27 protein-coding genes are annotated in these 24,979 nt (G+C 60.6%); 23 read left to right on the plus strand and 4 right to left on the minus strand.

Going from position 1 to position 24,979, the window contains the following annotated elements:
- The first annotated feature begins 61 nt into the window (after positions 1-61).
- The 3 genes from ACMVPR_RS07745 (at position 62) to ACMVPR_RS07755 (ending at position 3,355) form a co-directional block, all read left to right on the plus strand.
- Positions 62-628, plus strand: a complete 567-nt coding sequence (locus tag ACMVPR_RS07745) for a DUF6151 family protein (RefSeq protein ID WP_416882362.1) — start codon at positions 62-64, stop codon at positions 626-628.
- Positions 629-754: 126 nt separating this feature from the next.
- Positions 755-2,914 carry a phosphoribosylformylglycinamidine synthase subunit PurL gene (gene purL / locus ACMVPR_RS07750; protein ID WP_416882363.1) on the plus strand — a complete coding sequence of 720 codons (2,160 nt, stop codon included), beginning with the start codon at positions 755-757 and terminating at the stop codon, positions 2,912-2,914.
- 24 nt (positions 2,915-2,938) lie between these two features.
- Positions 2,939-3,355 carry a VOC family protein gene (locus ACMVPR_RS07755; protein WP_416882364.1) on the plus strand — a complete coding sequence of 139 codons (417 nt, stop codon included), beginning with the start codon at positions 2,939-2,941 and terminating at the stop codon, positions 3,353-3,355.
- Between the two features lie 55 nt (positions 3,356-3,410).
- On the opposite strand, the gene ACMVPR_RS07760 is transcribed toward ACMVPR_RS07755, so the two are convergent.
- A complete protein-coding gene (locus ACMVPR_RS07760) occupies positions 3,411-4,661 on the minus strand; it encodes a vWA domain-containing protein (RefSeq protein ID WP_416884634.1) in 1,251 nt (416 codons plus the stop codon).
- A 124-nt stretch (positions 4,662-4,785) separates the two neighbouring features.
- Positions 4,786-5,694 carry an AAA family ATPase gene (locus tag ACMVPR_RS07765; RefSeq protein WP_292270042.1) on the minus strand — a complete coding sequence of 303 codons (909 nt, stop codon included), beginning with the start codon at positions 5,692-5,694 and terminating at the stop codon, positions 4,786-4,788.
- Between the two features lie 151 nt (positions 5,695-5,845).
- On the opposite strand from ACMVPR_RS07765, the gene ACMVPR_RS07770 reads away from it, so the two are divergent.
- The 10 genes from ACMVPR_RS07770 to ACMVPR_RS07815 all read left to right on the plus strand — a co-directional run bounded on the left by ACMVPR_RS07770 (position 5,846) and on the right by ACMVPR_RS07815 (position 14,012).
- Positions 5,846-6,901 carry a glycosyltransferase family 2 protein gene (locus tag ACMVPR_RS07770; protein WP_416882365.1) on the plus strand — a complete coding sequence of 352 codons (1,056 nt, stop codon included), beginning with the start codon at positions 5,846-5,848 and terminating at the stop codon, positions 6,899-6,901.
- Between the two features lie 101 nt (positions 6,902-7,002).
- Positions 7,003-7,191 carry a hypothetical protein gene (locus ACMVPR_RS07775; protein ID WP_416882366.1) on the plus strand — a complete coding sequence of 63 codons (189 nt, stop codon included), beginning with the start codon at positions 7,003-7,005 and terminating at the stop codon, positions 7,189-7,191.
- 36 nt (positions 7,192-7,227) lie between these two features.
- Entirely contained in the window at positions 7,228-7,968 is a 741-nt protein-coding gene (locus tag ACMVPR_RS07780; protein ID WP_416882367.1) for a phosphoadenosine phosphosulfate reductase, read from the plus strand.
- A 32-nt stretch (positions 7,969-8,000) separates the two neighbouring features.
- Complete coding sequence (gene pyrC / locus ACMVPR_RS07785) at positions 8,001-9,041, plus strand: dihydroorotase (protein WP_416882368.1); 1,041 nt, start codon at positions 8,001-8,003, stop codon at positions 9,039-9,041.
- 223 nt (positions 9,042-9,264) lie between these two features.
- A complete protein-coding gene (locus tag ACMVPR_RS07790; RefSeq protein WP_416882369.1) occupies positions 9,265-9,753 on the plus strand; it encodes a hypothetical protein in 489 nt (162 codons plus the stop codon).
- A 389-nt stretch (positions 9,754-10,142) separates the two neighbouring features.
- On the plus strand, positions 10,143-10,301 hold the full coding sequence (pufB, locus tag ACMVPR_RS07795; RefSeq protein WP_300580899.1) for a light-harvesting antenna LH1, beta subunit: 159 nt from the start codon (positions 10,143-10,145) through the stop codon (positions 10,299-10,301).
- Positions 10,302-10,313: 12 nt separating this feature from the next.
- Positions 10,314-10,634, plus strand: coding sequence for a light-harvesting protein (locus tag ACMVPR_RS07800; protein ID WP_300580901.1), 321 nt, complete (start codon positions 10,314-10,316; stop codon positions 10,632-10,634).
- Positions 10,635-10,744: 110 nt separating this feature from the next.
- A complete protein-coding gene (locus ACMVPR_RS07805) occupies positions 10,745-12,187 on the plus strand; it encodes a PucC family protein (protein WP_300580903.1) in 1,443 nt (480 codons plus the stop codon).
- Positions 12,184-13,233: a PucR family transcriptional regulator gene (locus tag ACMVPR_RS07810; protein ID WP_416882370.1), complete on the plus strand. Its 1,050-nt coding sequence runs from the start codon at positions 12,184-12,186 to the stop codon at positions 13,231-13,233. Before ACMVPR_RS07805 ends, ACMVPR_RS07810 begins: the two co-directional genes overlap by 4 nt.
- 104 nt (positions 13,234-13,337) lie before the next feature.
- Positions 13,338-14,012, plus strand: coding sequence for an orotate phosphoribosyltransferase (locus tag ACMVPR_RS07815; protein ID WP_292270598.1), 675 nt, complete (start codon positions 13,338-13,340; stop codon positions 14,010-14,012).
- Here ACMVPR_RS07815 and ACMVPR_RS07820 read toward each other — a convergent pair.
- Complete coding sequence (locus ACMVPR_RS07820; protein ID WP_416882371.1) at positions 13,975-14,694, minus strand: vWA domain-containing protein; 720 nt, start codon at positions 14,692-14,694, stop codon at positions 13,975-13,977. The two genes, ACMVPR_RS07815 and ACMVPR_RS07820, sit on opposite strands and share 38 nt — an antisense overlap.
- A gap of 265 nt (positions 14,695-14,959) precedes the next feature.
- Here ACMVPR_RS07820 and ACMVPR_RS07825 point away from each other — a divergent pair, with 265 nt between their 5' ends.
- The 9 genes from ACMVPR_RS07825 (at position 14,960) to ACMVPR_RS07865 (ending at position 23,413) form a co-directional block, all read left to right on the plus strand.
- Complete coding sequence (locus tag ACMVPR_RS07825; protein ID WP_292267040.1) at positions 14,960-16,450, plus strand: replicative DNA helicase; 1,491 nt, start codon at positions 14,960-14,962, stop codon at positions 16,448-16,450.
- A gap of 114 nt (positions 16,451-16,564) precedes the next feature.
- A complete protein-coding gene (alr, locus tag ACMVPR_RS07830) occupies positions 16,565-17,602 on the plus strand; it encodes an alanine racemase (protein WP_416882372.1) in 1,038 nt (345 codons plus the stop codon).
- Between the two features lie 13 nt (positions 17,603-17,615).
- On the plus strand, positions 17,616-18,002 hold the full coding sequence (locus ACMVPR_RS07835; RefSeq protein WP_416882373.1) for a hypothetical protein: 387 nt from the start codon (positions 17,616-17,618) through the stop codon (positions 18,000-18,002).
- A 3-nt stretch (positions 18,003-18,005) separates the two neighbouring features.
- Positions 18,006-18,446: a paraquat-inducible protein A gene (locus tag ACMVPR_RS07840; RefSeq protein WP_416882374.1), complete on the plus strand. Its 441-nt coding sequence runs from the start codon at positions 18,006-18,008 to the stop codon at positions 18,444-18,446.
- A 165-nt stretch (positions 18,447-18,611) separates the two neighbouring features.
- Entirely contained in the window at positions 18,612-19,445 is an 834-nt protein-coding gene (locus tag ACMVPR_RS07845) for a DNA repair protein (protein ID WP_416882375.1), read from the plus strand.
- Between the two features lie 57 nt (positions 19,446-19,502).
- Positions 19,503-20,870: a DNA repair protein RadA gene (radA, locus tag ACMVPR_RS07850; protein ID WP_416882376.1), complete on the plus strand. Its 1,368-nt coding sequence runs from the start codon at positions 19,503-19,505 to the stop codon at positions 20,868-20,870.
- A 32-nt stretch (positions 20,871-20,902) separates the two neighbouring features.
- A complete protein-coding gene (locus tag ACMVPR_RS07855) occupies positions 20,903-21,475 on the plus strand; it encodes a CvpA family protein (RefSeq protein ID WP_292267024.1) in 573 nt (190 codons plus the stop codon).
- A gap of 120 nt (positions 21,476-21,595) precedes the next feature.
- The gene (gene purF / locus ACMVPR_RS07860) at positions 21,596-23,050 is read left to right on the plus strand and encodes an amidophosphoribosyltransferase (RefSeq protein ID WP_416884635.1); all 1,455 of its coding nucleotides are present in this window, start codon (positions 21,596-21,598) and stop codon (positions 23,048-23,050) included.
- 96 nt (positions 23,051-23,146) lie between these two features.
- Entirely contained in the window at positions 23,147-23,413 is a 267-nt protein-coding gene (locus tag ACMVPR_RS07865; RefSeq protein WP_416882377.1) for an amidophosphoribosyltransferase, read from the plus strand.
- Between the two features lie 131 nt (positions 23,414-23,544).
- On the opposite strand, the gene ACMVPR_RS07870 is transcribed toward ACMVPR_RS07865, so the two are convergent.
- Positions 23,545-24,102 carry a biotin transporter BioY gene (locus ACMVPR_RS07870; protein WP_416882378.1) on the minus strand — a complete coding sequence of 186 codons (558 nt, stop codon included), beginning with the start codon at positions 24,100-24,102 and terminating at the stop codon, positions 23,545-23,547.
- A gap of 111 nt (positions 24,103-24,213) precedes the next feature.
- Here ACMVPR_RS07870 and ACMVPR_RS07875 point away from each other — a divergent pair, with 111 nt between their 5' ends.
- Positions 24,214-24,870, plus strand: a complete 657-nt coding sequence (locus tag ACMVPR_RS07875) for an SDR family NAD(P)-dependent oxidoreductase (RefSeq protein WP_300580930.1) — start codon at positions 24,214-24,216, stop codon at positions 24,868-24,870.
- Positions 24,871-24,979 lie beyond the last annotated feature (109 nt).

A 24,979-nucleotide genomic window follows, 5' to 3' on the forward strand; every position in this document is an offset into this window, starting at 1 on the left:
TGGACTTCGGCCGAGCTTATGCTCGGCCTTTTTTTTGCGCGTATTCGAAAGGGCAGATCGAATGACAGGTGACAGAACGCACAGCTGCACGTGCGGAACCATGCGCTGGCGCATTGCGCACGCGGCCCGCGGAACGCACCTTGTTTGCTATTGCGAGGATTGTCAGACCGCTGCGCGGTTCCTGAAGCACCAGACCACGCGACTTGATTCCGACGGTGGGACCGAGATTTTTCAAACCCTGCCCATGCATTTCGAATTTCTTGACGGTCGCGACCATCTGGCCGTTCTCAGGCTTGGCCCCAAAGGGCTGTTGCGCTGGCATGCCGGGTGCTGTGGAACGCCGATCGCCAATACCTTGCCCACCCCAAAGCTGCCATTTGTCGGTGCGATTGTTCCACCCGGCGTGGATGGATATGGCCCCATCACCGCCCTTGTGAACACTGCCCCCGCCGCGCGACCGATCAGGGAAACCGGCGTCCTCGGCGCGCATCTGTCGATTATCGGTCGGATTCTGCGCGCGCGGCTTTCCGGCAAAGGCAAATCACCCTTCTTTGACGATGACGGCACACCCGTCGTCGTGCCTCGTGTGTTGAGTCTGCAAGACCGCAACGCCGCGCGTCCGAATTGAAGACAGGGCTGACCTGCCCTTGTCTTCGGCAAGAGCACACCCGGCCGCGAATACTCTACGGGTCTTTTCACCACCCCCGGTTTCGCCTAAACCGCCGCAATCTGCGCAACCCATGGGGACATCCGGATGCAAGACCCAGCCATCACCGAAGAGATCATTGCGGCCCACGGCATCAATGCCGAGGAATATGCCGAGATCCTGCGGATCATGAATCGCGAACCCACGTTTACTGAACTGGGCATCTTTTCCGCGATGTGGAACGAACACTGTTCCTACAAGTCCTCCAAGAAATGGCTGCGCACCCTGCCGACCACCGGGCCTCAGGTGATCTGCGGCCCCGGCGAAAACGCGGGTGTGGTGGATATCGGCGACGGTCAGGCGGTTGTCTTCAAGATGGAAAGCCACAACCACCCCTCCTACATCGAGCCCTATCAAGGTGCCGCAACCGGTGTCGGTGGCATCCTGCGCGACGTGTTCACCATGGGCGCACGGCCTATTGCTGCGATGAATGCGCTCAGCTTCGGCGAAAAGGACCATCCCAAGACACGTCAGCTTGTGCATGGCGTGGTCGAAGGGATCGGCGGCTACGGCAACTGCTTTGGCGTGCCCACCGTGGGCGGCGAGGTACGCTTCCACCGGGCCTATAATGGCAATTGCCTTGTAAACGCCTTTGCCGCCGGTCTCGCCGATGCGGACAAGATTTTCTACTCGGCCGCCAGCGGCGTGGGTCGTCCAGTGGTGTATCTGGGTGCCAAGACCGGCCGCGATGGTGTGGGTGGTGCCACTATGGCGTCGGCGGAGTTCGATGACACGATCGAAGAAAAACGCCCCACCGTTCAGGTGGGTGACCCGTTCACCGAAAAGCGCTTGATGGAAGCCTGCCTTGAGCTGATGCAGACAGGTGCGGTGATCTCGATTCAGGACATGGGCGCGGCTGGCCTCACCTGCTCCGCCGTTGAGATGGGCGACAAGGGCAAGCTGGGCATCCGGCTTGATCTGGAAAAGGTGCCGCAGCGCGAGGTGAACATGACCGCCTACGAGATGATGCTGTCGGAATCCCAAGAACGGATGCTCATGGTGCTCGACCCCGCGAAAGAGGCCGAAGCCCGCGCGGTGTTTGAGAAGTGGGACCTCGATTTCGCCATCGTCGGCGAAACCATCGCTGAGGATCGGTTCCTGATCGTGCACAATGGCGACATCAAAGCGGACCTGCCGCTGTCGCGTCTTTCGTCCTCTGCCCCGGAATATGACCGCCCTTGGGTGCCGTCCGCAGCCCCTGCGGCGCTGGACGACGTACCCGCAGTCGATTCCATTGACGCTTTGAAGGCGTTGATCGGGAGCCCGAACTACTGCGCCCGCAACTGGGTGTTCGAACAGTATGACAGCATGGTCATGGCTGACACTGTCGAAGGCCCCGGCTGGGGCGCGGGAGTGATCCGCGTACATGGCACCGACAAGATGCTGGCCTTCACCTCGGACGTGACGCCACGCTACGTCAAGGCGAACCCGGTCGAAGGCGGCAAACAGGCGGTGGCCGAGGCGTTCCGCAATCTTTGCGCGGTTGGAGCTAAGCCGCTGGCGACCACCGACAACCTGAATTTCGGCAACCCGGAAAAGCCCGAGATCATGGGTCAGTTTGTCGGAGCGCTGCAAGGCATTGGCGGCGCCTGCGAGGCGCTGGACATGCCCATCGTGTCCGGCAACGTGTCGCTTTACAACGAAACCGATGGTCAGGCGATCCTGCCCACCCCGACGATTGGTGCGGTGGGTCTTATCGCGGCCGGCGAAGAGCCGATCCTGGGCCGCGCCCGCGACGGGCATGTGGCGCTGGTCGTCGGCGAAACACAGGGCCATCTTGGCCAGTCCGCGCTGCTCTATGAAGTGTTCAACCGCGAAGACGGCGATGCACCTGCGGTCGACCTGATTGCCGAGCGTCGAAACGGCGATTTCATCCGCGACAATCGCGATCTGATCAAGGCCTGCACTGATCTCTCCGATGGCGGTCTGGCCCTTGCCGCGTTCGAGATGGCCAGCGGGTCGGACGTTGGTGTCGTGATCGACGAGACCGATCAGGCCAAGCTCTTCGGCGAGGATCAGGGCCGTTACCTTGTGGCCTGCAATTTCGACCAAGCCGAGGCGCTGGTGGTAGCCGCAGGACAGGCCGGTGTGCCGATTGCCACGGTCGGCCGCTTTACCGGCGACACGGTGAAACTGGGTGGATCGGACGCGCCGTTGGCGGAATTGGTGGCTTTGCACAAAGGTGCCTTTGCCGGGCATTTTGCCTGAGGTGACACCCAACCGGGAGGGGCTATGAAACTCGAATTCCATCACGTCAATTACGTCTCGAAAGACGTTGACAAGATGCACTATTTCTACACCCGCGTGCTGGGATTGGGAGACATCCCGCAAGAGAATTTCCCGCGCACCGAAGCGACCGGCGATCGCGGGTTTGACGGCAAGATCCGCTTTGCCACGGATGGTCAGGTGCAGATGCATCTGGCCGAGCGCGACTTGACAGTGGCGTTCAAGAACGGTCAGGTCATCAATCCGGTGGACCGCGGCCATATCGCCTTTCGCACTGACGATCTGGCCGCGTTTTTGGCCATTCTCGATGAGCAGGGAATCCCCTATTCGGATTACGGAACGGCCTTTGCCAAGGAGTGGCATCAGGTGTTTTTCCAAGACCCGGAAGGCAACGTGATCGAAGTGCACCAGCAGGTGGGTTAGGCGGCACACGCGTCGACGCGTGTGGGCTTTCCGTCGACGGAAAGCCGCCCTGCCCCTAGAGCATGTTCATCAGACGGGCTTTTTCACCCGGATCATCGGGACGTGAAATCGCCTTCGCCAGTTCTTCCAAGGACTGGATCGAATGACCCGCCCGAAAGCTGTCCACATGCGGCAGCATCGCGCGGATGCCTGTCGCCTTGGGCGCAAACCCGTCCCAGCGCAAGAGCGGGTTCAGCCAGATCAGACGGCGCGAGGACAGGTGCAAGCGCTCCATCTCTTTCTCGAGCGCACCCGCATCGTCGCGGTCCAGCCCATCGGTGATCAGCAGCACGACCGCGCCCTGCCCCATTACCCGGCGCGACCAGTCGCGGTTGAAGGCGTGCAGGCACTGACCGATCCGTGTGCCTCCCTCCCAATCCTGCGCCTCGGCCCCCGCCGCCTTGAGTGCCGCATCCACGTCGCGGGTCGCCAGATGGCGGGTGATGTTGGTCAGGCGGGTGCCGAAGGTGAAGGCATGGACCTTGGCCCAGCCTGCGCCTTTCTCATTAGCGACGGCGTGCAGAAAGTGCAGCACCATGCGGGAATACTGGCTCATGGAGCCGGAGATATCGCAGAGGACCACAAGATTGGGCCAGCGCGGGCGCGGTGTTTTGCGGGAGATGGCGCGGATTTCTCCGCCCTGCCGCATGGATTTCATCAGCGTGCGCCGGTAATCCGCCTGTTTGCCCAGCACCGAGGCCTTGCCCCGCCGCGACGGGATCGGCTTTACCGGCAGGGTCAGGCGGGCCAACATGCGTTTGGCCTCAGCCACTTCTGCGGTGCTCATTTGTTCGAAATCGAGCGTGCGCAGCTTTTCCTCGGCGCTCATGGTAAGCGTCGATTTGATCTCGATCTCGGTGCCTTCCTCGGATTGTTCATTCTCCGGAATTTCTGGCAGCAGATCGTCCAGCAACGCCTGCGCCGCGCGTTTTTCGCCTGAGGCTGCGGATTTCTCCTCCTGCACACCGCGGATCGCGGGCAGCATGAAGGACATCATGTGTTCCAGATAACGCGGATCCCGCCAGTAGAGCCGGAACACCTGAGCAAAGATCACCCGGTGTTCGGGGCGGTTCACGAAACAGGCGTGCAGCGTCCAGAAGAAGTCCATCCGTTCGGTGAAGCCCGCCGCCTCCACAGCGCGGATGGCGTCGATCACCCGACCCGGCCCGATGGGCAGACCCGCCCGACGCAGGGCGCGGGCGAAATGGATGATGTTCTGCGCCAGTCGGGGATTGTCGGGCAGTTCGAGGGGAATGTATTCGGCCATTACATGGCCGACCGGGGGCGCTGCCCCCTCTCCTGCGCTGCGCGCGTTCGGCACTGACATCTGTCCACTGGACAGATGTCCGGGCGCGCCTCACCCCCCAGCATATTTCTGAAAAGAAGAAGCATCATGCCGGCTCGAGCGTTGCCTTGGCCTCATCGAGCAGGCGTTTGGCCTCGGAGCCCTGCAGTTTCTGGATGTCGTCCTGGTATTTCAGAATGGCTCCAAGCGTGTCCGAGATCACTTCTGGCGACAGGTCGATCACGTCGAGCGCCAGAAGGCATTTGGCCCAGTCGATGGTTTCTGCCACACCCGGTTTCTTGAAGATGTCCTCGGTCCGGAGGCGCTGCACAAAGGCCACGATTTCGCGGCTGAGCGTGGCCGAGGCCTCAGGCGCGCGGGCATGGAGAATGTCGAGTTCGCGTTGGAAATCAGGGTAGTCGACCCAGTGATAGAGGCAGCGGCGCTTGAGCGCATCATGCACTTCGCGCGTGCGGTTGGAGGTCAGGATCACGATGGGCGGTTCGGGTGCGGTGATCGTTCCCATCTCGGGGATCGTCACCTGGAAGTCGCTGAGGGCTTCGAGCAGGAACGCCTCGAACGGCTCGTCCGTGCGGTCCAATTCATCGATCAACAGCACCGGCGCGCCATTTGCATCAGGTCGCATCGCCTCGAGCAAGGGGCGTTCCACAAGGAAATCCGGGCCGAAGAGTTCGCGCTGCAGCATCTCACGGTCGGCATTGCCTGCGGCCTCAGCCGTGCGGATGGCGATCATCTGCGCTGGGAAGTTCCATTCGTAGACCGCGCTGGAGGCATCAAGCCCTTCGTAGCATTGGAGGCGGATCAGCTTGCGGCCCAGTGAGGCCGCGAGCGCCTTTGCGATCTCGGTCTTGCCGACGCCTGCTTCCCCCTCCAGAAACAGCGGTCGGCCCAGTTTCAGCGACAGGAACACAACGGTGGCCAGCGCCCGTCCACAGACATAGCCAGTCTCGGCCAGCATGGATTGAACGGCGTCGATACTTTCGGGTGTCTGCATGGGGTGCTCCTCTGTCACAGGCCTTGCTGCCCTGCGCGCGCCCCGGAGGTCAATAGCGCCAAGGTCGCACGTGACGCGGTGGAATTGACGCCTCCGGCGCGACCTGACACAGTTAGCGCATTGATTTTCCTCAGCGCAGGCCTGTGTTTTCGTGTCCATCACCGCCGTTCTCTGTGTCCGCAACGAGGCGGCGTTTCTGCTGGATTGGCTGGCGTGGCACCGTAGCGTTGGGGTCACGGATTTCGTCGTCGTGTCGAACGAGTGTGAGGACGGCACCGATACGATGCTGGACCGACTGGAGGCGTTGGGCTGGCTGACCCATATTCGCAACGCCCCCCCCTATGGCAACGGCGGCATCCAGTTCAGTGGGCTGAAGCTGGCGAACAAGTGTGATGCCGTGAAAGAGACCGATTGGCTGGTGACGCTGGATATCGACGAATTCGTCAACGTCCATGTGGGTGATCGCACCCTGCCAGCTTTGATCCATGCCCTGCCCGATGCGACGGCGATCACGCTCACCTGGCGCAATTTCGGCAATGCGGGTGTAGTGGCCTATGAAGACGCGCCGGTGCCGCTGCAGTTCACCCGCGCCGGGCCGCGCCCGTTGCATTGGCCCTGGCGGGCGTCGATGTTCAAGACGCTTTATCGCAATGACCGCACCTACCGAAACCTTGGTGTGCACCGTCCGCGCAACCCAGTAGACGCGCGCCTGCCGGAGGCGCAGTGGTTTGATGGCGAGGGCCGCGCCCTGCCCCCCGAAATGGCGTCGGGGCGCATCTTTTCCGATTATCGCCTGCCGCAGCACGGCTTGGTGCAGCTCAATCATTACCCTCTTGGTTCGGTGGAAAGCTACGTGCTCAAGGCAGATCGTGGGCGTGCCGTGCACAGCGCGGACCGGCTTGGCTTGGATTACTGGGTGGAGCGTAATCTCAACACCGGAGAGGACCGCTCTGCGCTGCCGCTGTGGGACCGCGTGCAGCCGATACGCACCGCGTTGGGCGCGGATCCCGAGCTTTCTGCCTTGCACGACACCTCTGTGGCCTGGCGCAAGGCGCGGTTTCGCACGCTGCTCGATCAGGATGTGTATCGAGACCTGTATGGGCGGCTTATGATGACCCCATCGTCTTCTCCGCTGCCTGAGGCCGTCGCCCGACTGCTGATCGACTTTGCACAAAACACTCCGGTCAGCGGTGAGGAAACACCATAGACTCCCCCGTATTTCGGCTCAATTCTGCCCAAATCCTTGATTAATCCTTTCGTCAAACAAAGACCTGTCAACAGGCACGAGACAATGAGGACATGTGGACCATGCAGGACGGAACCGATCCATACACGCTTTCCTTGAGCGAACTCAGCCCTGCGCAGTGGCTGGAGGAGATGCGCGAGATCGGTGAGTCCTTTGGCTTTTTCGAACCGCTGGGTCCTCGCCACAATGCAGTCTTTGTCGAAAAAGGCGACACTCTGCTGGTCAGTTTCGAATCCCTGCCTGCGATTTAGGCCCTGTCCGAAGACGGTCGACCTATCGGTTTCGATTTGGCACAGTCCCATGACTGGTCCTGCCTCACCGTGATCTGCAATCGCGACACCTGGTTCCGCGAGGATGAGGTCTACGGCTTTTTCGACCAAATGACCGATGACGGGTTCTTCGACGATTTCGAGCAGGTGATCTTTTTCGGTGCAGGCCCTTGCGGTTACGCGGCCTGCGCGTTTTCGGTCGCATCGCCCGGTGCGACGGTCATTGCGCTTGAGCCGCAAGCCACGCTCGACCCGCGCGTCACCGAATGGGACGACCGCTTTACGCATATGCGCCGGACCGATTTCACTGAGCGGTACGGCTATGCCCCCGACATGCTCGACGGCGCAAAGGACACCTATGTGATCTATGACCCGAGCGACCGCCTTGGCGCGATGCATGCTGCCCTGTTCGAGCGCTCTGGCGTGACGCGCTTCCGCGCCCGGCATCTGGGTGGCGGCATGCAGCTGAACCTGATGGAAATGGGTGTGATCGAGGACCTTGTCGCCGCCGCAGCGCAGGGCACGCTCGACACCAACCTTTTCGCCAAGATGTACCGCGCGCGCCGAACCCATGCGCCGTACTGCAAAAAGCTGTTCGCGACGGTCGAACAGCTTGATCGCCCTCGGCTTGCCGAAGCCGCCTGCGCCTATATCGCGGGGCATTTCGGAGCACCGCGATACCGGCGCAAACTCAAGGCGCTGCGACAGGCCCTTGCCACCGATACCGAAGATACGGCGGACGACGGAGCTAAGCTCTAGCCTAGACGCGGTCTGCATGCTACGCGGCAGGCATGACAAATACGCTTACGATCCGCACCCCCGACGACTGGCACCTGCACTTGCGCGATGGCGCAATGCTGCGTGCCGTGGCTCCTGAAACCGCACGGCATTTTGCCCGCGCGATCATCATGCCGAACCTTGTTCCCCCCGTTGTCACAGGTGCGGAGGCTGCTGCGTACCGGGAGCGCATTCTGGCGGCACTTCCGGAGGGATCGGGATTCACGCCTCTGATGACCCTATACCTGACGGAAGCGACCGACCCGGACGACCTTGCGCGCGCCCATGCCGACGGGTTGATCACCGCGGTCAAGCTGTATCCGGCAGGCGCCACGACAAACTCGTCCTCGGGTGTGACCAATTTCGACAAGGTGCGCCCCGTGCTGGAAAAGATGGCCGAGATCGGCTGTCCGCTTTGTGTGCATGGCGAAGTGGTCAACAGCGAGATCGACATCTTCGACCGCGAGGCGGTGTTCATCGAGCGGGTGCTGGATCCGATCCGTCGGGCGACACCCGGTCTGCGCGTGGTGATGGAGCACATCACAACGATGCAGGGCGTGGAATACGCCTCCGAAGGGGGGCCTGACCTGGGAGCCACGATCACCACGCATCATCTGGTGATCAATCGCAACCACATCCTCGCCGGAGGAATCAAACCGCATTATTACTGTCTGCCCGTGGCCAAACGCGAAGAACACCGGCTTGCCCTGCGCCGCGCCGCGACCAGCGGCGATCCGACGTTTTTCCTTGGCACTGACAGTGCACCGCATACGGATGCCAACAAGTTGCTGCCTTGCGGCTGTGCTGGCTGTTTCACCGCGACCAATACGCTGTCCATTCTTGCAGAAGTGTTCGAAGAGGACGGCGCGCTTGACCGGTTGGAGGCGTTTACCAGCCTGAACGGTCCGGGTTTCTACGGCTTACGGCCCAACGACGACACGATCACCCTGACCAAGGGCGAACCTGTCAACTATCCTAGCCAAATCGAAACGGATGATGGTCCGGTTACGGTTTTCGATCCGATGATGCCGCTGCATTGGCGGGTCGGCGCGTAAGATCAAAGCGGTTTTGCTACCCTAGGATCACGCGCGCTAAGGCGAAGGCGCGTGACTGTGGCTCGCCAGAACCGAAGGTGAGCCTGCCCAAAAAGCGCACAAAACACAGGCGACGCGCTCTGTGCCGCCAATTTATTTGGCAGGATGCCACTAAAGCAGTTTGAAGTTGACCAGCGCTTACGACTTTGGTCGCACATGCCCTATCCTAGTTTCGGGAGGTCATATGCGAAAGGGCTTCCCGATGGAGCTATTGTTGGATGCATTGCTTGAATGGATTGGCGATCACTCGAGCTACGATACCCAAAACGTGCCGCACCCAATCGTGCTGCAACTGAGTCCTGAAGAGCTTACCCGGGAATTTTACACCGGCGTCGCGCATTTGATGCCGGACGATGGCGTCGACGAACGGATCAACGCGCTTTATGCCGCCACTGATGGGCCACATGGCACGATTTATCTGCTCTCGGCACATCAGTACGACGAGTCCGAATTTTTCGACCAGCCGATGGACAATCCTCTTTGGCGCGAAGTGCTGCTGCATGAATTGGTGCACCATGTGCAGTGGCAAAGCGGTGACGCCGAACAGTGGCAATGCGCGGCGCAGGGCGAGTTCGAGGCATATATGCTTGGTGGTCGGTATCTGAGGCAACTTGCAGTCGCCGATCCGATGCCCAACCGGAATTTCTGGGGCATGATTTACAGCCGCTGCTGAACGTTCCGACCACACAAATTCCAGTTCTCCCTCAAGTGCTTGGATTCGTCGCACTTGACGCGAGGGAATCAGCGATTCTGCCCAAAATCCAACCAATCGCCCCATCTTTGCGCGATTGCGGACAGTGGCAATTCCATGCCGATCTGCCCTCAACCATCTGAAAAATAGAGAATTACCGCCTGTTTGTGCGGCTATGTCGTCACATGTCTAATGTGTAAACTTAAGATTACAATTGCCAGTGTCAGTTTTTTATTACACACTTGTCCCAAATATACTTACAGAGGTTTCAGATCGGCTCTCTAGGGGTGCAGGCCGATCGACAAGGGCACGCCGCCCACGTCCATAGCGCTCCGCAACCAACTCGAACCAACCCGAAGAAGGAGTTCAAAATGTCTGCAGACGACGAAGGCAAGGTCTGGCCGACCGGTTTGACCTTGAAGGAAGCTGAGGAAGTCCACAGCTACCTAATTGATGGAACGCGCGTATTCGGTGCAATCGCACTGGTCGCGCATTTTCTGGTCGCGGTGTCCACACCGTGGCTCGGATAAGGGGGTCACAGCATGAATAACGCAAAAATGTGGCTCGTTGTCCCACCTGCGGTGGGCGTTCCTGTCTTCCTTGGCGCGGTTGCCGTTGGATCCTTTGCAGTGCACGTCGCTGTTCTCAGCAACACCTCGTGGGTTGCTGATTTCCTGTCTGGTCAGGAACTGGGTTCCGGTGACATGGCAGCGGCGACGATGCTTGCCCCCGAGGCGAACACCGCGAAAGCCAGCTATGTGGTTCCCCAGACGGATGGCAGCCTCGCTGTAACCATCATTCTGCCCGACGGCACATCAACCCAAGCGTTGATCCAACCGTCACAGTTGCAACCGCAGCTGTAACCGCATCTCAGCAATGTGGACCCGGCCCTTGGTGTCGGGCCCACATTCCCCGGATTTCAGCCGCACGTCGTGTGTGTTCTGCGCTGCGGCTTTGAAAAAGGTGCTCCGGAATGTTCGACTACCGTCGCATCGTTCTGCACAGACTGGCGACCATAGGCCCGCGCTATCTGCCTTTCGCAGATGTCGCGTCGGACTCTGTTCCCCTGTCGCGCCTGCTGCGTCTGTCCCTGTTTCAGGTGACCGTCGGAATGGCGCTGGTTCTGCTGGTCGGAACCCTGAACCGTGTGATGATTGTCGAATTGTCCGTTCCGGCGAGCCTTGTCGGCACGATGCTGGCCCTGCCCATCATCTTTGCCCCCTTCCGTGCATTGATCGGCTTCAAATCCGATGTGCACAAATCCGCATTGGGACTGCGACGCCTCCCCTATATCTGGAAAGGCACGCTGTACCAATTCGGTGGCTTTGCCATCATGCCCTTCGCCCTGCTGGTCCTCTCCGGCTATGGCGAGGCCTTCGATGCCCCGCTTTGGATCGGGTACAGTTCCGCCGGACTGTCCTTCCTCCTGGTCGGTGCGGGCGTGCACATGGTGCAGACCGTAGGCCTCGCCTTGGCGACGGATCTCGTGGACGAAGCAGATCAGCCCAAAGTGGTTGGCCTGATGTATGTCATGCTCTTGTTCGGCATGGTGCTCAGTGCGATCATCTACGGCACTCTGCTTGAGAACTATTCCCCGGGTCGATTGATCCAGGTGATCCAAGGCACGGCGGTTGTGACTGTCGCGCTGAACTTCCTTGCCATGTGGAAACAAGAAGCCCGCGACCGCGTCCGTGCGCAGGCCATGGCTGCAGCGCCCGACATCGCGTTTCGCGACGCATGGGCACAACTCATGCAGAACGCAGGTATGTTGCGTTTGTTGATCGTCATTGCCCTTGGCACCTTCGGCTTCGGCATGGCGGATGTTCTGCTTGAACCCTATGGCGGCGAAGCGCTTGGCCTTTCGGTCGCCAGCACAACCAAGCTGACTGCGCTTCTGGCAGGTGGCACGCTGCTTGGCTTCGGGATCGCCTCCCGCACGCTGAGCAATGGCGGCCTGCCGTCTGCGACTTCGCTGACAGGGGCGCTGATCGGCATTCCCGGCTTTGCCGCAATCATCTTCTCGGCCTATGGCGGTGGAACACCGGCCTTCCTTGTCGGAACGCTGATGATCGGTATTGGTGCGGGACTTTTCGGCCATTCGACACTCACGGCCACAATGCGCGCTGCTCCCAAGGAAAAGATCGGCCTTGCACTCGGGGCATGGGGCAGCGTGCAGGCCACAGCCGCCGGCATCGGAATGGCCCTCGCGGGTTGGGTCCGCGATCTGATTGTTGCCATGCCTTCTGACGGGAATGGTCTTTCGGTCGAAACACCCTACAATGTAGTTTTCTCGATGGAGATGGTGTTCCTTGTGATAGCCGTTCTCCTGATTTTCCCGCTCGCGGGCCGGGGTGACCTGACACGGGCCACACGTGCTGCAGCACCAACGCAATCCAACCCGGTGGAGGCACCATGACGACGATTATCACTCGGTACTTCGACAGCGCAGATCAGGCACAGTCCGCGAAACGCGAACTCATCTACGCCCATAAGGTGTCTCCGGACATCATTCGTATCTACCAGGACCCCAAAGACCTGTCCGAACGCCTGCAAAAGGCTGATGTGTTGCCCGACACCGCCAAAGCCTATGCGACACGTATGTCGCCCGGCGGGGCCGTCCTCATGGTGCGGGGCAAGTACAAACCACTGGGTGTGGCCAAGATCGCCCGCACTGTCGCCGCCCAGTATGGCGCGGTCGATATGGGCGACCTCAATCAGGATGTCTTCGTCAAGGACCCGCATGGCCGCGGACTGAGCGTTCTCAGCGATCACCCCTACATGCTGAGCCGCCGCAAGGATCCGTCTGACACGAATTATCATATGGCCGACTGGCCGATCCCGCTGATCAGCCGTCGTAAGCCTTACGATGACATGGTGATCGAGCGTCATGGTCGGATGGCGAACTGGCCCTTTGGATTGCTCAGCAAGCGCAAGCCGTTTACCGGTTCGATCTTTCCGCGTCATGCCAGAATGGCCTCGTTCCCGATTGGCCTGATCAGCCGTCGCAAGCCGTTCACCGGTTCCATCTTCCCGCGTCATGCGCGGATGGCGAACTTCCCGATCCCGCTGATCAGCCGTCGCAAGCCCTGGGATCGGTTTGCTTTCCCACGTCATATGCGCATGGCGAACTGGCCCTTCCCGCACCTCATCAATGGAAAGCAGGGCACAAACTCGCTTGTGCCGGGTCATAAATACATGGCCAAGTTCCCGTTTGATCACCTCGTTCCGGGCCACAAATACATGGCGAAATTCCCGTTCGCCCATATCGTCCCGGGTCACAAGTACATGGCGAAATTCCCGTTTGCCCACATCGTGCCAGGCCACAAACACATGGCGAAATTCCCGTTCGGCCACATCGTGCCCGGCCACAAACACATGGCGAAATTCCCGTTCGATCACATCGTCCCGGGTCACAAATACATGGCAAACTGGATTCTGCCGCATACCAAGGTAAAGGACTGACAGATTTGGCCGGAGTCGCGAGACTTCGGCCTTTTCCCATCGCTGCAGCCCTTTTCCTGCCACCCGAAACCGGATAAAGCGGCGCAAAGACTAGGAGTGCCGCGATGATCCCTGCAAGCCATCCTCCAAAAGATGAAATTGCCCGCCTGACGGCGCGGATGCTGCTGGAAATCGGCGCTGTGAATTTCCGCCCGGATGATCCGTTCATCCTCGCGTCCGGCCTGCCCTCGGCCACCTACATCGACTGCCGCAAGCTGATCTCGTTCCCGCGCATCCGCTCGACGCTCATGGATTTTCTGACCGTCACGGTGATGCGCGACGCCGGGTTCGAGGCATTCGACAACATCGCAGGCGGAGAAACGGCAGGTATCCCGTTTGCAGCCCTCGTGGCCGAACGCATGGCGCTGCCCATGACCTATGTGCGTAAAAAGCCCAAAGGATACGGTCGGAATGCCCGCATTGAAGGGGCCATGACCGAAGGACAGCGCGTGCTGTTGGTCGAAGACCTGACCACCGATGGCGGATCAAAGCTGAGCTTTGTCGACGCAATCCGTGAAACCGGGGCCACCTGTGGCCACACCGCAGTGATCTTTTACTACGACATCTTCCCGGAAACGACGAAGACACTGGGCGATCACGGCGTCCAGCTGCACCATCTCTGCACATGGTGGGACGTGTTGGCAGAGGCTCGTGCGCAGGGAGCCTTCGACGACGCGACACTGACCGAGGTCGAGGCGTTCCTCAAAGCACCCCGCGCGTGGCAGGACGCCCGGAGGTAAGATCGCTGTAGATCGGGCAGCCAAGCGTCTGGCGCAGCGCTCCGATCAGGTCATCCAGCGTTTCGGCATGAACATACATGCCCCCGGTTTCATCCGCGAGGCAGCGGGCAACCGGCTCTATCGTTGCATCAAGCGGTTGGTCCGGCCAAACGAAATGTTCGCCGCGTACACGAAAGCCGATGACATGCACCGTCATATCCGCACCGCGCGCCAAATCTGCGGCCAGCGCGCAAGGCGCCCCACCGCAGGTTTCCTTGCCATCGGTCACCAGAACGATCACACCCGGCTTGTGCGTGTAGTCAAGAACCGCAGCAGCCTGCGCAATGGCATCTGTCAACGGCGTCTCACCCTCGGGCTGCAGGCGGTCTACTTCTGAAATCATCCGGTCTGCAGCATCAGCTTCCGGGGTAAACCTCAGGCGCACGCTGTCGCAGCTTGACATGGCGCCGGGGCCGTAGGTGATCAAACCCATCCGTCGCATCGGTGCCACTTGGGGCATAACCGTGCGCATCGCCCGGCGGGCATCGAAAATGCGCGGTTCGTCCAGAAGGTTGAAGCCCATTTCAGCCATCGACCCGGAGCCATCAAAAACGACCATGGCGTCTTGCGTGCAGGCAGACTGGGCATGTGCTGGGGTGACCCCGATTCCGAAAGCAACCAAAGCGGATAGAATCGTTTTCATCTCTCGGTGCCTGTGAACCGTTGAGATCCGATCGTGACACATTCGAAACGCATTTGTAAACGCTGTGTAACAGACATCGCTGGCGACTTGCCGCGTGTTTCCTTGGCCACAGCGACTCGCCCACGCTACCAGATGTTGACGAAACACCCTCTGTTCGCGCAAGATAGAGAGCACACTCCCGCACACAGCTTATCCACAGGATATACATTTTGCCCTTCGCCGGACATATCGCTACCTCGGTCCCGGGAACAGTTGGGGGTGCTGCATGAACGAGATCACGACATTCAATCCCACCGGCGCCGAGATCCAAAACCCCGAAACCATGCCCCACTCGATCGAGGCCGAGCAGCAATTGCTTGGCGCGATTTTGACCAATAACGATGTGTTCGACCGCGTGGCATCAATCATCGGGCCGCAGCATTTTTTCGATCCGGTCCACGCACGGATCTACGAAATCGCGTCTGCCCGGATCGCCAAGAACAACCTTGCTTCACCCGTGACGCTGAAGGCCTTCATGGAAGATGACGAGGGTCTGAAAGAACTGGGCGGTCCCGCTTACCTCGCGCGATTGGCCGGGGCGGCGATCAGCTCGTTCGCGGTGCGCGACTATGCGCAGATGATTTACGATCTGGCCGTGCGCCGTGATCTGATCTCTCTTGGCCGCGACATCAGCGCAAAGGCCGCCAAGGTGGATGTGGCCTCCGAACCGCGCGAACAGATTGTCGAAGCCGAACAGGCGCTCTACAAGCTGGCCGAACAAGGGCGGAGCGACACCGGATTTCAAAGCTTTCTCAAAGCGGTAACAGACGCAGTTAATGTCGCCAACGCAGCGTACCAGCGCGAAGGCGGGCTTGCCGGTGTGTCGACCGGACTGGTTGATATGGACCGCAAGCTGGGTGGGCTGCACAAATCCGACCTTCTGATCCTTGCCGGTCGTCCGTCGATGGGGAAAACCTCGCTTGCAACGAATATCGCCTTCAACATCGCCAAAGCCTATCGCAAGGGCATTCGTCCCGATGGCACCGAAGGCACCGTCGAAGGGGGCGTTGTCGGTTTCTACTCTCTTGAAATGAGCGCCGAGCAGTTGGCCGCGCGGATTCTGTCAGAAGCGGCCGAAGTGCCGTCGGAGCAGATCCGCCGCGGCGACATGACAGAGACCGAATTCCGCCGCTTCGTGGATGCCGCCAAATCGCTCGAGGCCTGTCCTCTGTTCATCGACGACACGCCTGCCCTGCCAATCAGCCAACTTGCGGCCCGCGCCCGCCGCCTCAAGCGCACGCATGGCTTGGACGTGTTGATCATCGACTACCTTCAGCTGGTCAAGGGGACCGGCAAAGGCGAAAACCGCGTGAACGAGATTTCCGAGATTTCCCAGGGCCTCAAGGCAATTGCCAAGGAACTCGACATCCCCGTGATCGCGCTATCACAGCTGTCGCGCCAGGTGGAAAGCCGCGAAGACAAACGCCCGCAATTGTCCGACCTTCGGGAATCAGGCTCCATCGAACAGGACGCCGACGTGGTGATGTTCGTGTTCCGCGAGGAATACTACAAGGAACGCGAAAAACCCGGCGAGCACGAGTTGGAAAAGATGGCGGCGTGGCAAGAAGAAATGGAGCGCCTGCACGGTCGCGCTGAAGTCATCATCGGCAAGCAGCGACATGGCCCCATCGGCACCGTCGAACTCAGCTTCGAAGGTCGCTTCACGCGCTTTGGCAACCTTGTCAAACCGTGGCAGAACAACGCTGGCGACATGTAAGCAGCATCCACGGCACAGCACCGTCGTTACCAAAACCGCCGCAGTCCAAAGGCAAAGCACCCCAAGCGCTTTTTCACGCTTGACCGAAACCGCATAGATGCACAAACACCGCGCATGGCACAGTCTGTATTAACGATTGATCTGGGTGCGATTTGCGCCAACTGGCGGGCACTGGCCGCGATGAACGCGGGTGAGACCGCAGCCGTCGTGAAAGCCAATGCCTATGGGCTTGGCTCTGCGAAAGTCGCAAAGGCGCTGGCGACCGAAGGGGTCAGAACGTTCTTTGTGGCGCAAGCCGAAGAAGGCGTCATCGTGCGCGAGGCGCTTGGACCGGGTCCGACAATCTGCGTCTTCGGCGGGCATATGGAAGGCGATGCGCCTTTGCTGCGCGACGCCAATCTTGCCCCGATGATCAACTCCATCGACCAGATGCTGCGCCATGTCGAAGCTCTGCCGGGCCACCCGTTTGGTGTCCAGCTGGACAGCGGCATGAACCGTCTGGGCATGGAACCGGCGGAATGGTCCGCACTGCGTGACATCGCACTGAGCCAGAAACCGGTTCTTGTGATGAGCCACCTTGCCTGTGCTGACGAACCCGGCCACGGCATGAACGAGTTTCAGCTTCAGACCTTTCGCCAGATGACCGATGGCATCGAAGCACCCCGGTCTCTGTCGGCGACGGGCGGCACGCTGCTTGGCCCGGACTACCATTTCGACATGACCCGCCCAGGCATTGGTTTGTACGGTGGGTTGCCTTTCGTCGATGCACGCCCTGTCGTGTCGCTTGAGATTCCGGTGATCCAGGTGCGCGACGTGAACCCGGGCGAATCCGTCGGGTATGGCAACAGTTGGGTTGCCCGTGTCCCCGGTAAGATCGCGACGATTTCTGCCGGTTACGCTGACGGGATTATCCGAGCGATGGGCCCCAAAGCCCATGTCTGGGCTGGTGAGACCCGCTGCAAGATCGTGGGTCGCATCTCCATGGACCTGATCGGCGTCGACGTCAGCGCAGTCAAGGAGATGCCCGACAGGGTCGAGCTTTTGGGGCGCCATCAATCAGTCGACAGCCTCGCCGACGCAGCAGGCACCATCGGATACGAGATCCTGACCTCGTTGGGATCGCGTTACGCCCGCAAGTATCTCAACCCGTGACGGCGGGGCGGGCATGAGCTTTTTCGAACCCTCTCCCGTTCTATTGGCATTCATATTTGTGCAGCGCTTCGTGTTTTTCGAAGTGTTAGGCGGTTTAGCCCTGCTGCGCCTGATCGTCGGGCGCGGGATCGCGCGCGTCCCGGCACTTCTCACCCTGCTGATCAGCGCAGCCGCGATCTTTGCCACCTTTGCCCCTGCCCTAAACCTGCAGTCATTGCCACTCTACGCGGACATCGCACGCTTGATGGCAGCCGGAGGCGGCATGGTCCTGCCCCTTGTGGCATCGGCAGTGTTCGCTCTCAGCCTTCTTTTGCCACAACGCCGCTGGCGCTGGATCGACCTCGTTCATGTTGTGGGCATGCTTGCCTTTCTGGGCCTCTGGGTCGCGACGCGCGTCTAGGCGATGGCGGTGTTCAAATGGATCAATCTGACGCTGCTGGTGCTCTACCCGGTGGCATGGGCCGCACCATTGATGCGTGCCGGGCTATTGCCGCTGTTCGGACTGAGTGAAATCAGTGTCCTGACCGGGCTTCAGGCCCTGTGGGAAACCGATATCCTACTGGCGTTGATCGTCACGCTCTTCGCGCTTGTGGCACCCTACCTGAAAACTGTTGGTCTGGCGCTGGTTCAGTTCAAACGTCTCAGCCGACGCACGCTGCCTGCGCTTGCCCTGATGGGCAAACTTGCGATGGCAGATGTGTTTCTGATTGCCATCTATATCACCGTTGTAAAGGGCATCGGCATAGGCCGGATCGAAACGGCCTGGGGACTTTACCTTTTCACCGCCTGTATCCTTGCCTCTCTGCTCATAAGCGTCGTGGAAAGCCGTCGCACACCGGATTGATCACAGATTGGAAACAAACCCTCAAACTGGGGCGGATTGTTCACATCTGCGCTGGCAGTCGGAAAAATCGTTAAAAAACAGTATGTCGAAAGACGCGTTCGGCATAAAGTCGCCGATGTTGCCGACGCTTAGATGGTTACTTGGGGGTATCCGATGATTGGTGCGATGCGGTCGCTCGTTGTTTCAACGGGCTGGGTCATGCAGCGTTTGATGTTTTTGTCCGTGGCCCTGCTTGGGCTTGGTTCGCTTGGATACACGCTGGCTTGCACGTTCGGCTTCGCGCCTTGGCTTGAGATGACCGCTACATTTGGGGGTGTCGGCTATCCCCAAGCCGGACAGGTTGTGCAGATCGGCGTCACAGTGCTGTTGCTGGGCCTATGCGTTTTCTTACCTGCAAACGCCCGCATCATGGCGCTCGAGACTTCGCACCGGCGCTTCCATATCGGGATGGAGGATGTGGCGCGCGCCTACCGGGCCTCCCATGCTGCTGACCGCGAAGGCGTGTTCAAGCTGAAGTCGGAATTCGATTCGGTGCGCGAACGGATGGCTTACCTGCGCGATCACCCGGATCTGGCCGAACTGGAGCCCTCCGTGCTCGAGATCGCAAGCCAGATGAGCCATGTCTCGCGCGATCTGGCGGACACCTATTCCGACCGCAGCATCGAACGCGCCCGCGATTTCCTGATCCAGCGCCAGCAAGAAATTGAAGACTTCAACACGCGCCTTGATGCGGCCAAAGCCACCGCTACGGAAATGCGCGTCTGGATCGACAAGGTGGAGCTTGAGGAAAGCGTGGCGCAGGCGCAGTTGAGCCGTCTGCAAGGCGAATTGTCCGACCTGCTACCCGAACTGTTCGGCCCGGAGGCGGCGCCGACCCTGCCACCCCGCAAGGTGTCGAACCTGCGCGACGTATCGGATCAATGGGACGAACCGCCAGATTTCCCTGAAAATGACGACAACCGCATCGTGGCCCTCCTCGCGCGGCGAGCAGCCGAATAACCGCGGCACAGCAGCCGCCGCTTGCAGGCCCGCGCGGCTTGGGTCACAAGCGTCGTCATGGCGAAATCCTCCGCAACCTTTGTCTGCCAATCCTGTGGAAGCACGACCACCAAATGGTCGGGCCGCTGCGATGCCTGCGGCGAATGGAACTCCATTGTTGAAGAGGTGCCGCTGGCCGCCGGCCCCGCGACCAAGACGCTGGGTGCATCGAAGGGCCGGTCCCTGCCCCTCAGCGATCTGTCGGGTCATGAAGCCCCACCGCCCCGGACCATGTCCAGACTGGACGAACTCGACCGCGTGCTTGGAGGCGGGCTGGTGCCTGCCTCGGCGCTGCTGGTCGGCGGCGATCCCGGTATCGGCAAATCAACGCTTCTGTTGCAGGCAGCGGCGGCCTTTGCCAATGCCGGTCTCAAGGTCATCTACATCTCGGGTGAAGAGGCCAGCGCACAGGTTCGGATGCGCGCCGCCCGTCTGGGGTTGCGGGACGCGCCGGTCAAACTGGCGACCGAAACCAATCTGCGCGACATCCTGACGACTCTGGAAAACGAAAAGCCCGATCTGGCGATCATCGACTCGATCCAGACCATGTGGGCTGACAACGTTTCCTCTGCACCGGGCAGCGTGTCTCAGGTGCGCGCCTCGGCCCATGAACTGACAAGCTTTGCCAAGCGGCGCGGCACATCGGTGATCCTTGTGGGTCATGTCACCAAGGACGGACAGATCGCAGGCCCCCGCGTTGTCGAACACATGGTCGATACGGTGCTCTATTTCGAAGGCGAACGCGGGCACCAGTTCCGCATCCTGCGCGCCGTCAAGAACCGTTTCGGCCCGGCGGATGAAATCGGTGTGTTCGAGATGACCGGCAGCGGTCTGGCCGAGGTTGCGAATCCCTCGGCTCTGTTCCTGAGCGAACGGGGCGACCCGTCCCCCGGCTCTTCGGTCTTTGCCGGGATCGAAGGCACGCGTCCGGTTCTGGTGGAATTTCAGGCGCTTGTGGCTCCGACGCCACACAGCCAACCACGCCGGTCTGTGGTCGGCTGGGATGGCGGGCGCCTTGCGATGATCCTTGCCGTACTCGAAGCGCGCTGCGGTATTCCGTTTGCCGGATTGGATGTTTATCTCAATGTTGCAGGCGGCATGAAGGTCAGCGAACCCGCCGCCGACCTTGCCGTTGCGGCAGCTTTGCTGTCGGCCCGCGAGGACATTGCTCTGCCTGCCGAGACCGTGGTTTTCGGGGAAATCAGTCTCTCCGGCGCGCTCCGCCCCGTGGGGCAAACCGAAAATCGGTTGAAAGAAGCACAAAAACTTGGTTTTACCGCCGCGATAGTGCCAAAGGGTGGCAAATCCGTGCCCCGTGACGGGATCACGGCGACCGAGATTGACGCCTTGGCAAGCTTTGTTGGTGATGTGTTCGGCGCAGGGTAGCGCCATTTGTAGAAAAGAAGGGCAAGGGACCGATGGAAGGGTTCACCATTATTGACGGCGTGGTCGCCGTCGTCATCGTGCTGTCTGCGCTTCTGGCCTATTCGCGCGGCATCGTCCGTGAAGCCATGGCCATTCTCGGCTGGGTCGCCGCGGCTGTTCTGGGCTTCATGTTCGGACCTCAGGTACGTCCTTTGATGACGGAAATCCCGGTCATCGGTGAATTCATGACAGGAAGCTGCGAACTCAGCGTGATCGGCGGGTTTGCTGCCGTGTTCACGGTGGCGCTTGTCATCATGTCGTTCTTTACCCCGCTCTTTTCCACCATCGTGCAACGCTCCGCCTTGGGTGGCGTCGATCAGGCACTTGGCTTCCTCTTCGGCGTGGCGCGCGGCATTCTGCTCGTGGCGGTGGCGTTCTTTGTCTACCAGGTTGTGGTCACCTCGCAGGATATCGCGATGATCGACGACAGTCGGTCCGCCGTGGTCTTCAGCCGCTTCACGGGCCAGATCGAAGAGCAGAACCCCGAACAGGCCTTGGGCTGGATTACTGCGCAATACGAAGCGCTGGTGGGCGTGTGTGATGCCCCTTCGGACAGCGACACCTGAGAAACATCCATCAACCTGTCGCGGAAACATGATAGTTTCGTGACACCGGCCCTCATGGCGCTTAAGAGGGGGCAATCTCTGCTGCCACGGATTTGGAGTACCGATTTGTCCGACACCCAGATGCCACCCGCCCACCCATTTGATGATGACAAGCTGAAAGAAGAGTGCGGAATCTTCGGCGTGGTCGGTGTCACCGATGCGGCGAATTTCGTTGCCCTTGGCCTGCACGCCCTGCAGCATCGCGGGCAAGAAGCGGGAGGGATCGTCAGCCACCACCCCGACCACGGCTTCAACAGCGCGCGCCGCTTTGGCTATGTGCGCGACAACTTCACCAGCCAGAAGCTGATGGAGACACTGCCCGGCGAACTGGCCATCGGCCATGTGCGCTATTCGACCGCCGGATCAAAGGGCCAAACCCAGATCCGTGACGTGCAGCCCTTCTTCGGCGAGTTTTCAATGGGTGGAGCAGCGATTGCCCATAACGGCAACATCACAAATGCCGACGCTCTGCGCCGCGAACTGATCGAACGCGGCTCCATCTTCCAAAGCTCCAGCGACAGCGAATGCATCATTCACCTGATGGCCCGCTCGCTTCAACGCAACATCCCCGAAAGGATGGAAGACGCGCTGCGCCGCGTCGAAGGCGCGTTCTCGGTGGTTGCCATGACCCGCACCAAGCTGATCGGTGTGCGAGACCCGCTGGGTGTGCGCCCACTGGTTCTGGGCAAGATCGGCGATGGCTGGGCGCTCAGCTCGGAAACCTGCGCGCTCGACATCATCGGCGCAGACTATGTGCGCGAGATTGAACCCGGTGAGATGGTGGTGATCACCGCCGAACACGGTGTCGAATCGATCCGCCCCTTCCGCCCGCAGAAATCCCGCTTCTGCATTTTTGAGCATGTCTATTTCTCGCGCCCCGACAGCATCATCGGCGACCGCTCGGTCTATGAGACCCGCCGCCAGATCGGTGTCGAGCTGGCCCGCGAAACCTCGGTCGAGGCTGATCTGGTCTGCCCGGTGCCCGACAGCGGAACCCCTGCTGCCATCGGCTATGCGCACGAGTCGGGCATTCCCTACGGCATGGGCATCATCCGCAACCAGTATATGGGCCGCACCTTCATCGAGCCGACGGAACAGATCCGCAATATGGGGGTGCGCCTCAAGCTCAACGTCAACCGTGCGCTGATCAAGGGCAAGCGGGTGATCCTTGTGGATGACAGCGTGGTGCGTGGCACAACGAGCCGCAAGATCAAGGAAATGATCCTCGACGCAGGCGCTGCCGAGGTGCATTTCCGCATCGCCTCCCCCACAGCGTGGCCGTGTTTCTATGGCGTGGACACCCCGCAGCGGGAAAAGCTGTTGGCCGCCACCATGTCCGAGGACGAGATGCGCGAGCATCTGGGCGTCGACAGCCTGAAATTCATCTCGCTTGATGGTCTTTACCGCGCGGTGGGCGAAGCCTCGGGGCGTGACCCCAAGTCGCCGCAATATTGCGACGCCTGTTTCTCGGGCGAATACCCAGTGAAACCGTCCGACATGGTGGAAAAAGGCTTCCAGATGAAGGCGGCCGAGTAACCCTCGGCAGCCTTCCGCGCAGCGTCACGAGCACCTCTGTTCATCGCCGGCAAAAGCGCCCATGTGGCCCGTCAGCGAAACAACTGACAGTGGCACATGGCACAGGAAACAACCCCTCCACAGGTCGCCGCAACGGCGACGCAAACCACCAATGACCTTGGCGGAGCACTGACCTTGCTGGGCACCTTCGGCCCGCAGTCCAAACCGCAGGCGCTTCTCAAGCTGCGCAATGGCCAGACCGAAACCGTATCACGCGGCGACCAGGTGAACGGCCAGACCGTCGTCGCCATCGAGGAAGGCCGTGTGGCGCTGGCCCGCAATGGCACGGCCCGCTGGCTGGACATGCCAGCACCCAACTCCTGATCTTCTCTGGTTCGAAAATACTTCGGGGGAGTCGCGCTTGCGCGACGGGGGCAGCGCCCCCAATCCCGGCCCCACAAAGAAAACCCCCGCCGATCTCTCGACGGGGGCAAATTTTACCGCTTGGTAAAGTATCAGGCTTTGCGCGCCGACAGGGCTTTCCAAGCCCCGGTCACAAGCAAGGCTGCAATGACTGCCTTGATCGCGTCACCCAGCAGGAAAGGCGCCATCCAGCCGGCCCAAAGCTCGGGCATCGTCTTGCCCAGAACAGCCGCCGGCCATGCAAGGCCCGGGATGTAGATCAGCGCCGAGAGCGCAATGCCCACAAGCGCGGTGGAGACCGCGCCGCGTGCGATGCCCTTCTCCACAGCCAGCCCCGCCAGCCATGCCATCGCGACAAAGCCGTAAAGGAAGCCGGCGGTCGGGCCGACCAGCGATGCAACCGACCCGCCATTGGCAAATACCGGCAGGCCCATCGCGCCGTAGCCCAGATAGGCAATCATCGTCGCAAGGGCGAGGCGCGACCCGAAGGTCAGACCGACGATCAGGATCGCCAGAGTTTGCAGAGTGATCGGCACAGGCCAGCCGATGCTGACCTGCGCGGCCACCGCGATAAAGGCGGCACCGCCAAGCGCAAGGAGCGCCTGACGAAGAAGAGTGGTCTTGCCCAAGGCAGCTTGCGTCAGTGTCATGGCGAATGTCCCTCATGTGTCTGTTATTTCCCCTGTTAATTCTGCAAATGCCCCATCAAGTCAAGCACTGCCCTCTTGCGGGCGGGGCGGCAAAAAGGCATGTGACAGAGCATGACGGACACATCTCGCCCCCTCGCGCTGATCACCGGCGCTTCACGCGGTCTTGGCTTTGCATTGGCAGAGGCGCTGGCCGACACGCATCACATCATTGCCGTCGCGCGCACCGTAGGCGGGCTGGAAGAGCTGGATGATCGCATTCAGGCCAAGGGCGGCAGCGCCACGCTGGCGCCGATGGACATCACCAAGCCGGACGCGATGGCCCAGCTGTGTCGTTCGGTGCATGACCGCTGGGGTCAGATTTCGCTTTGGGTTCATACGGCGATCCATGCCGGGCCCCTGTCGCCGGTGGATCACCTTGATCCCAAGGATTGGAAAAAGTCGGTGTCGATCAATCTCGACGCGATGTCCCATCTGGTGCCCTATATCTCGCCGCTCTTGAAACGCGACGGCAGCGCGGTGTTCTTTGATGATCCGCATGGCGGTGAAAAGTTCTTTGGCCATTATGGCACCACCAAGTCGGCGCAGATTGCGCTGGCGCGGTCGTGGCAGGCAGAGACGGTGTCGATCGGACCGAAGGTGAAGATCCTGACGCCCAAACCAATGGCAACCCATGTCCGGGCACGATTCTTCCCGGGCGAAGACCGGAGCGTTCTGGCCTTGCCAGCGGCCGAAGCAGCGCGGTTATTGCCGGAACTCCTCGGCGGGTGATCCGGGTTGCGGATGCGCCGACGCATCCGCGATTTTGCGTCAACGCAAAATCCGCCAGCGGCCGAAACCCGGCGGATGCTTGCCGCAGGGCGGGGCTTGGCCTATTCAG

It is taken from the genome of Marivita sp., from assembly GCF_048006345.1.
GTDB lineage: Bacteria > Pseudomonadota > Alphaproteobacteria > Rhodobacterales > Rhodobacteraceae > Marivita.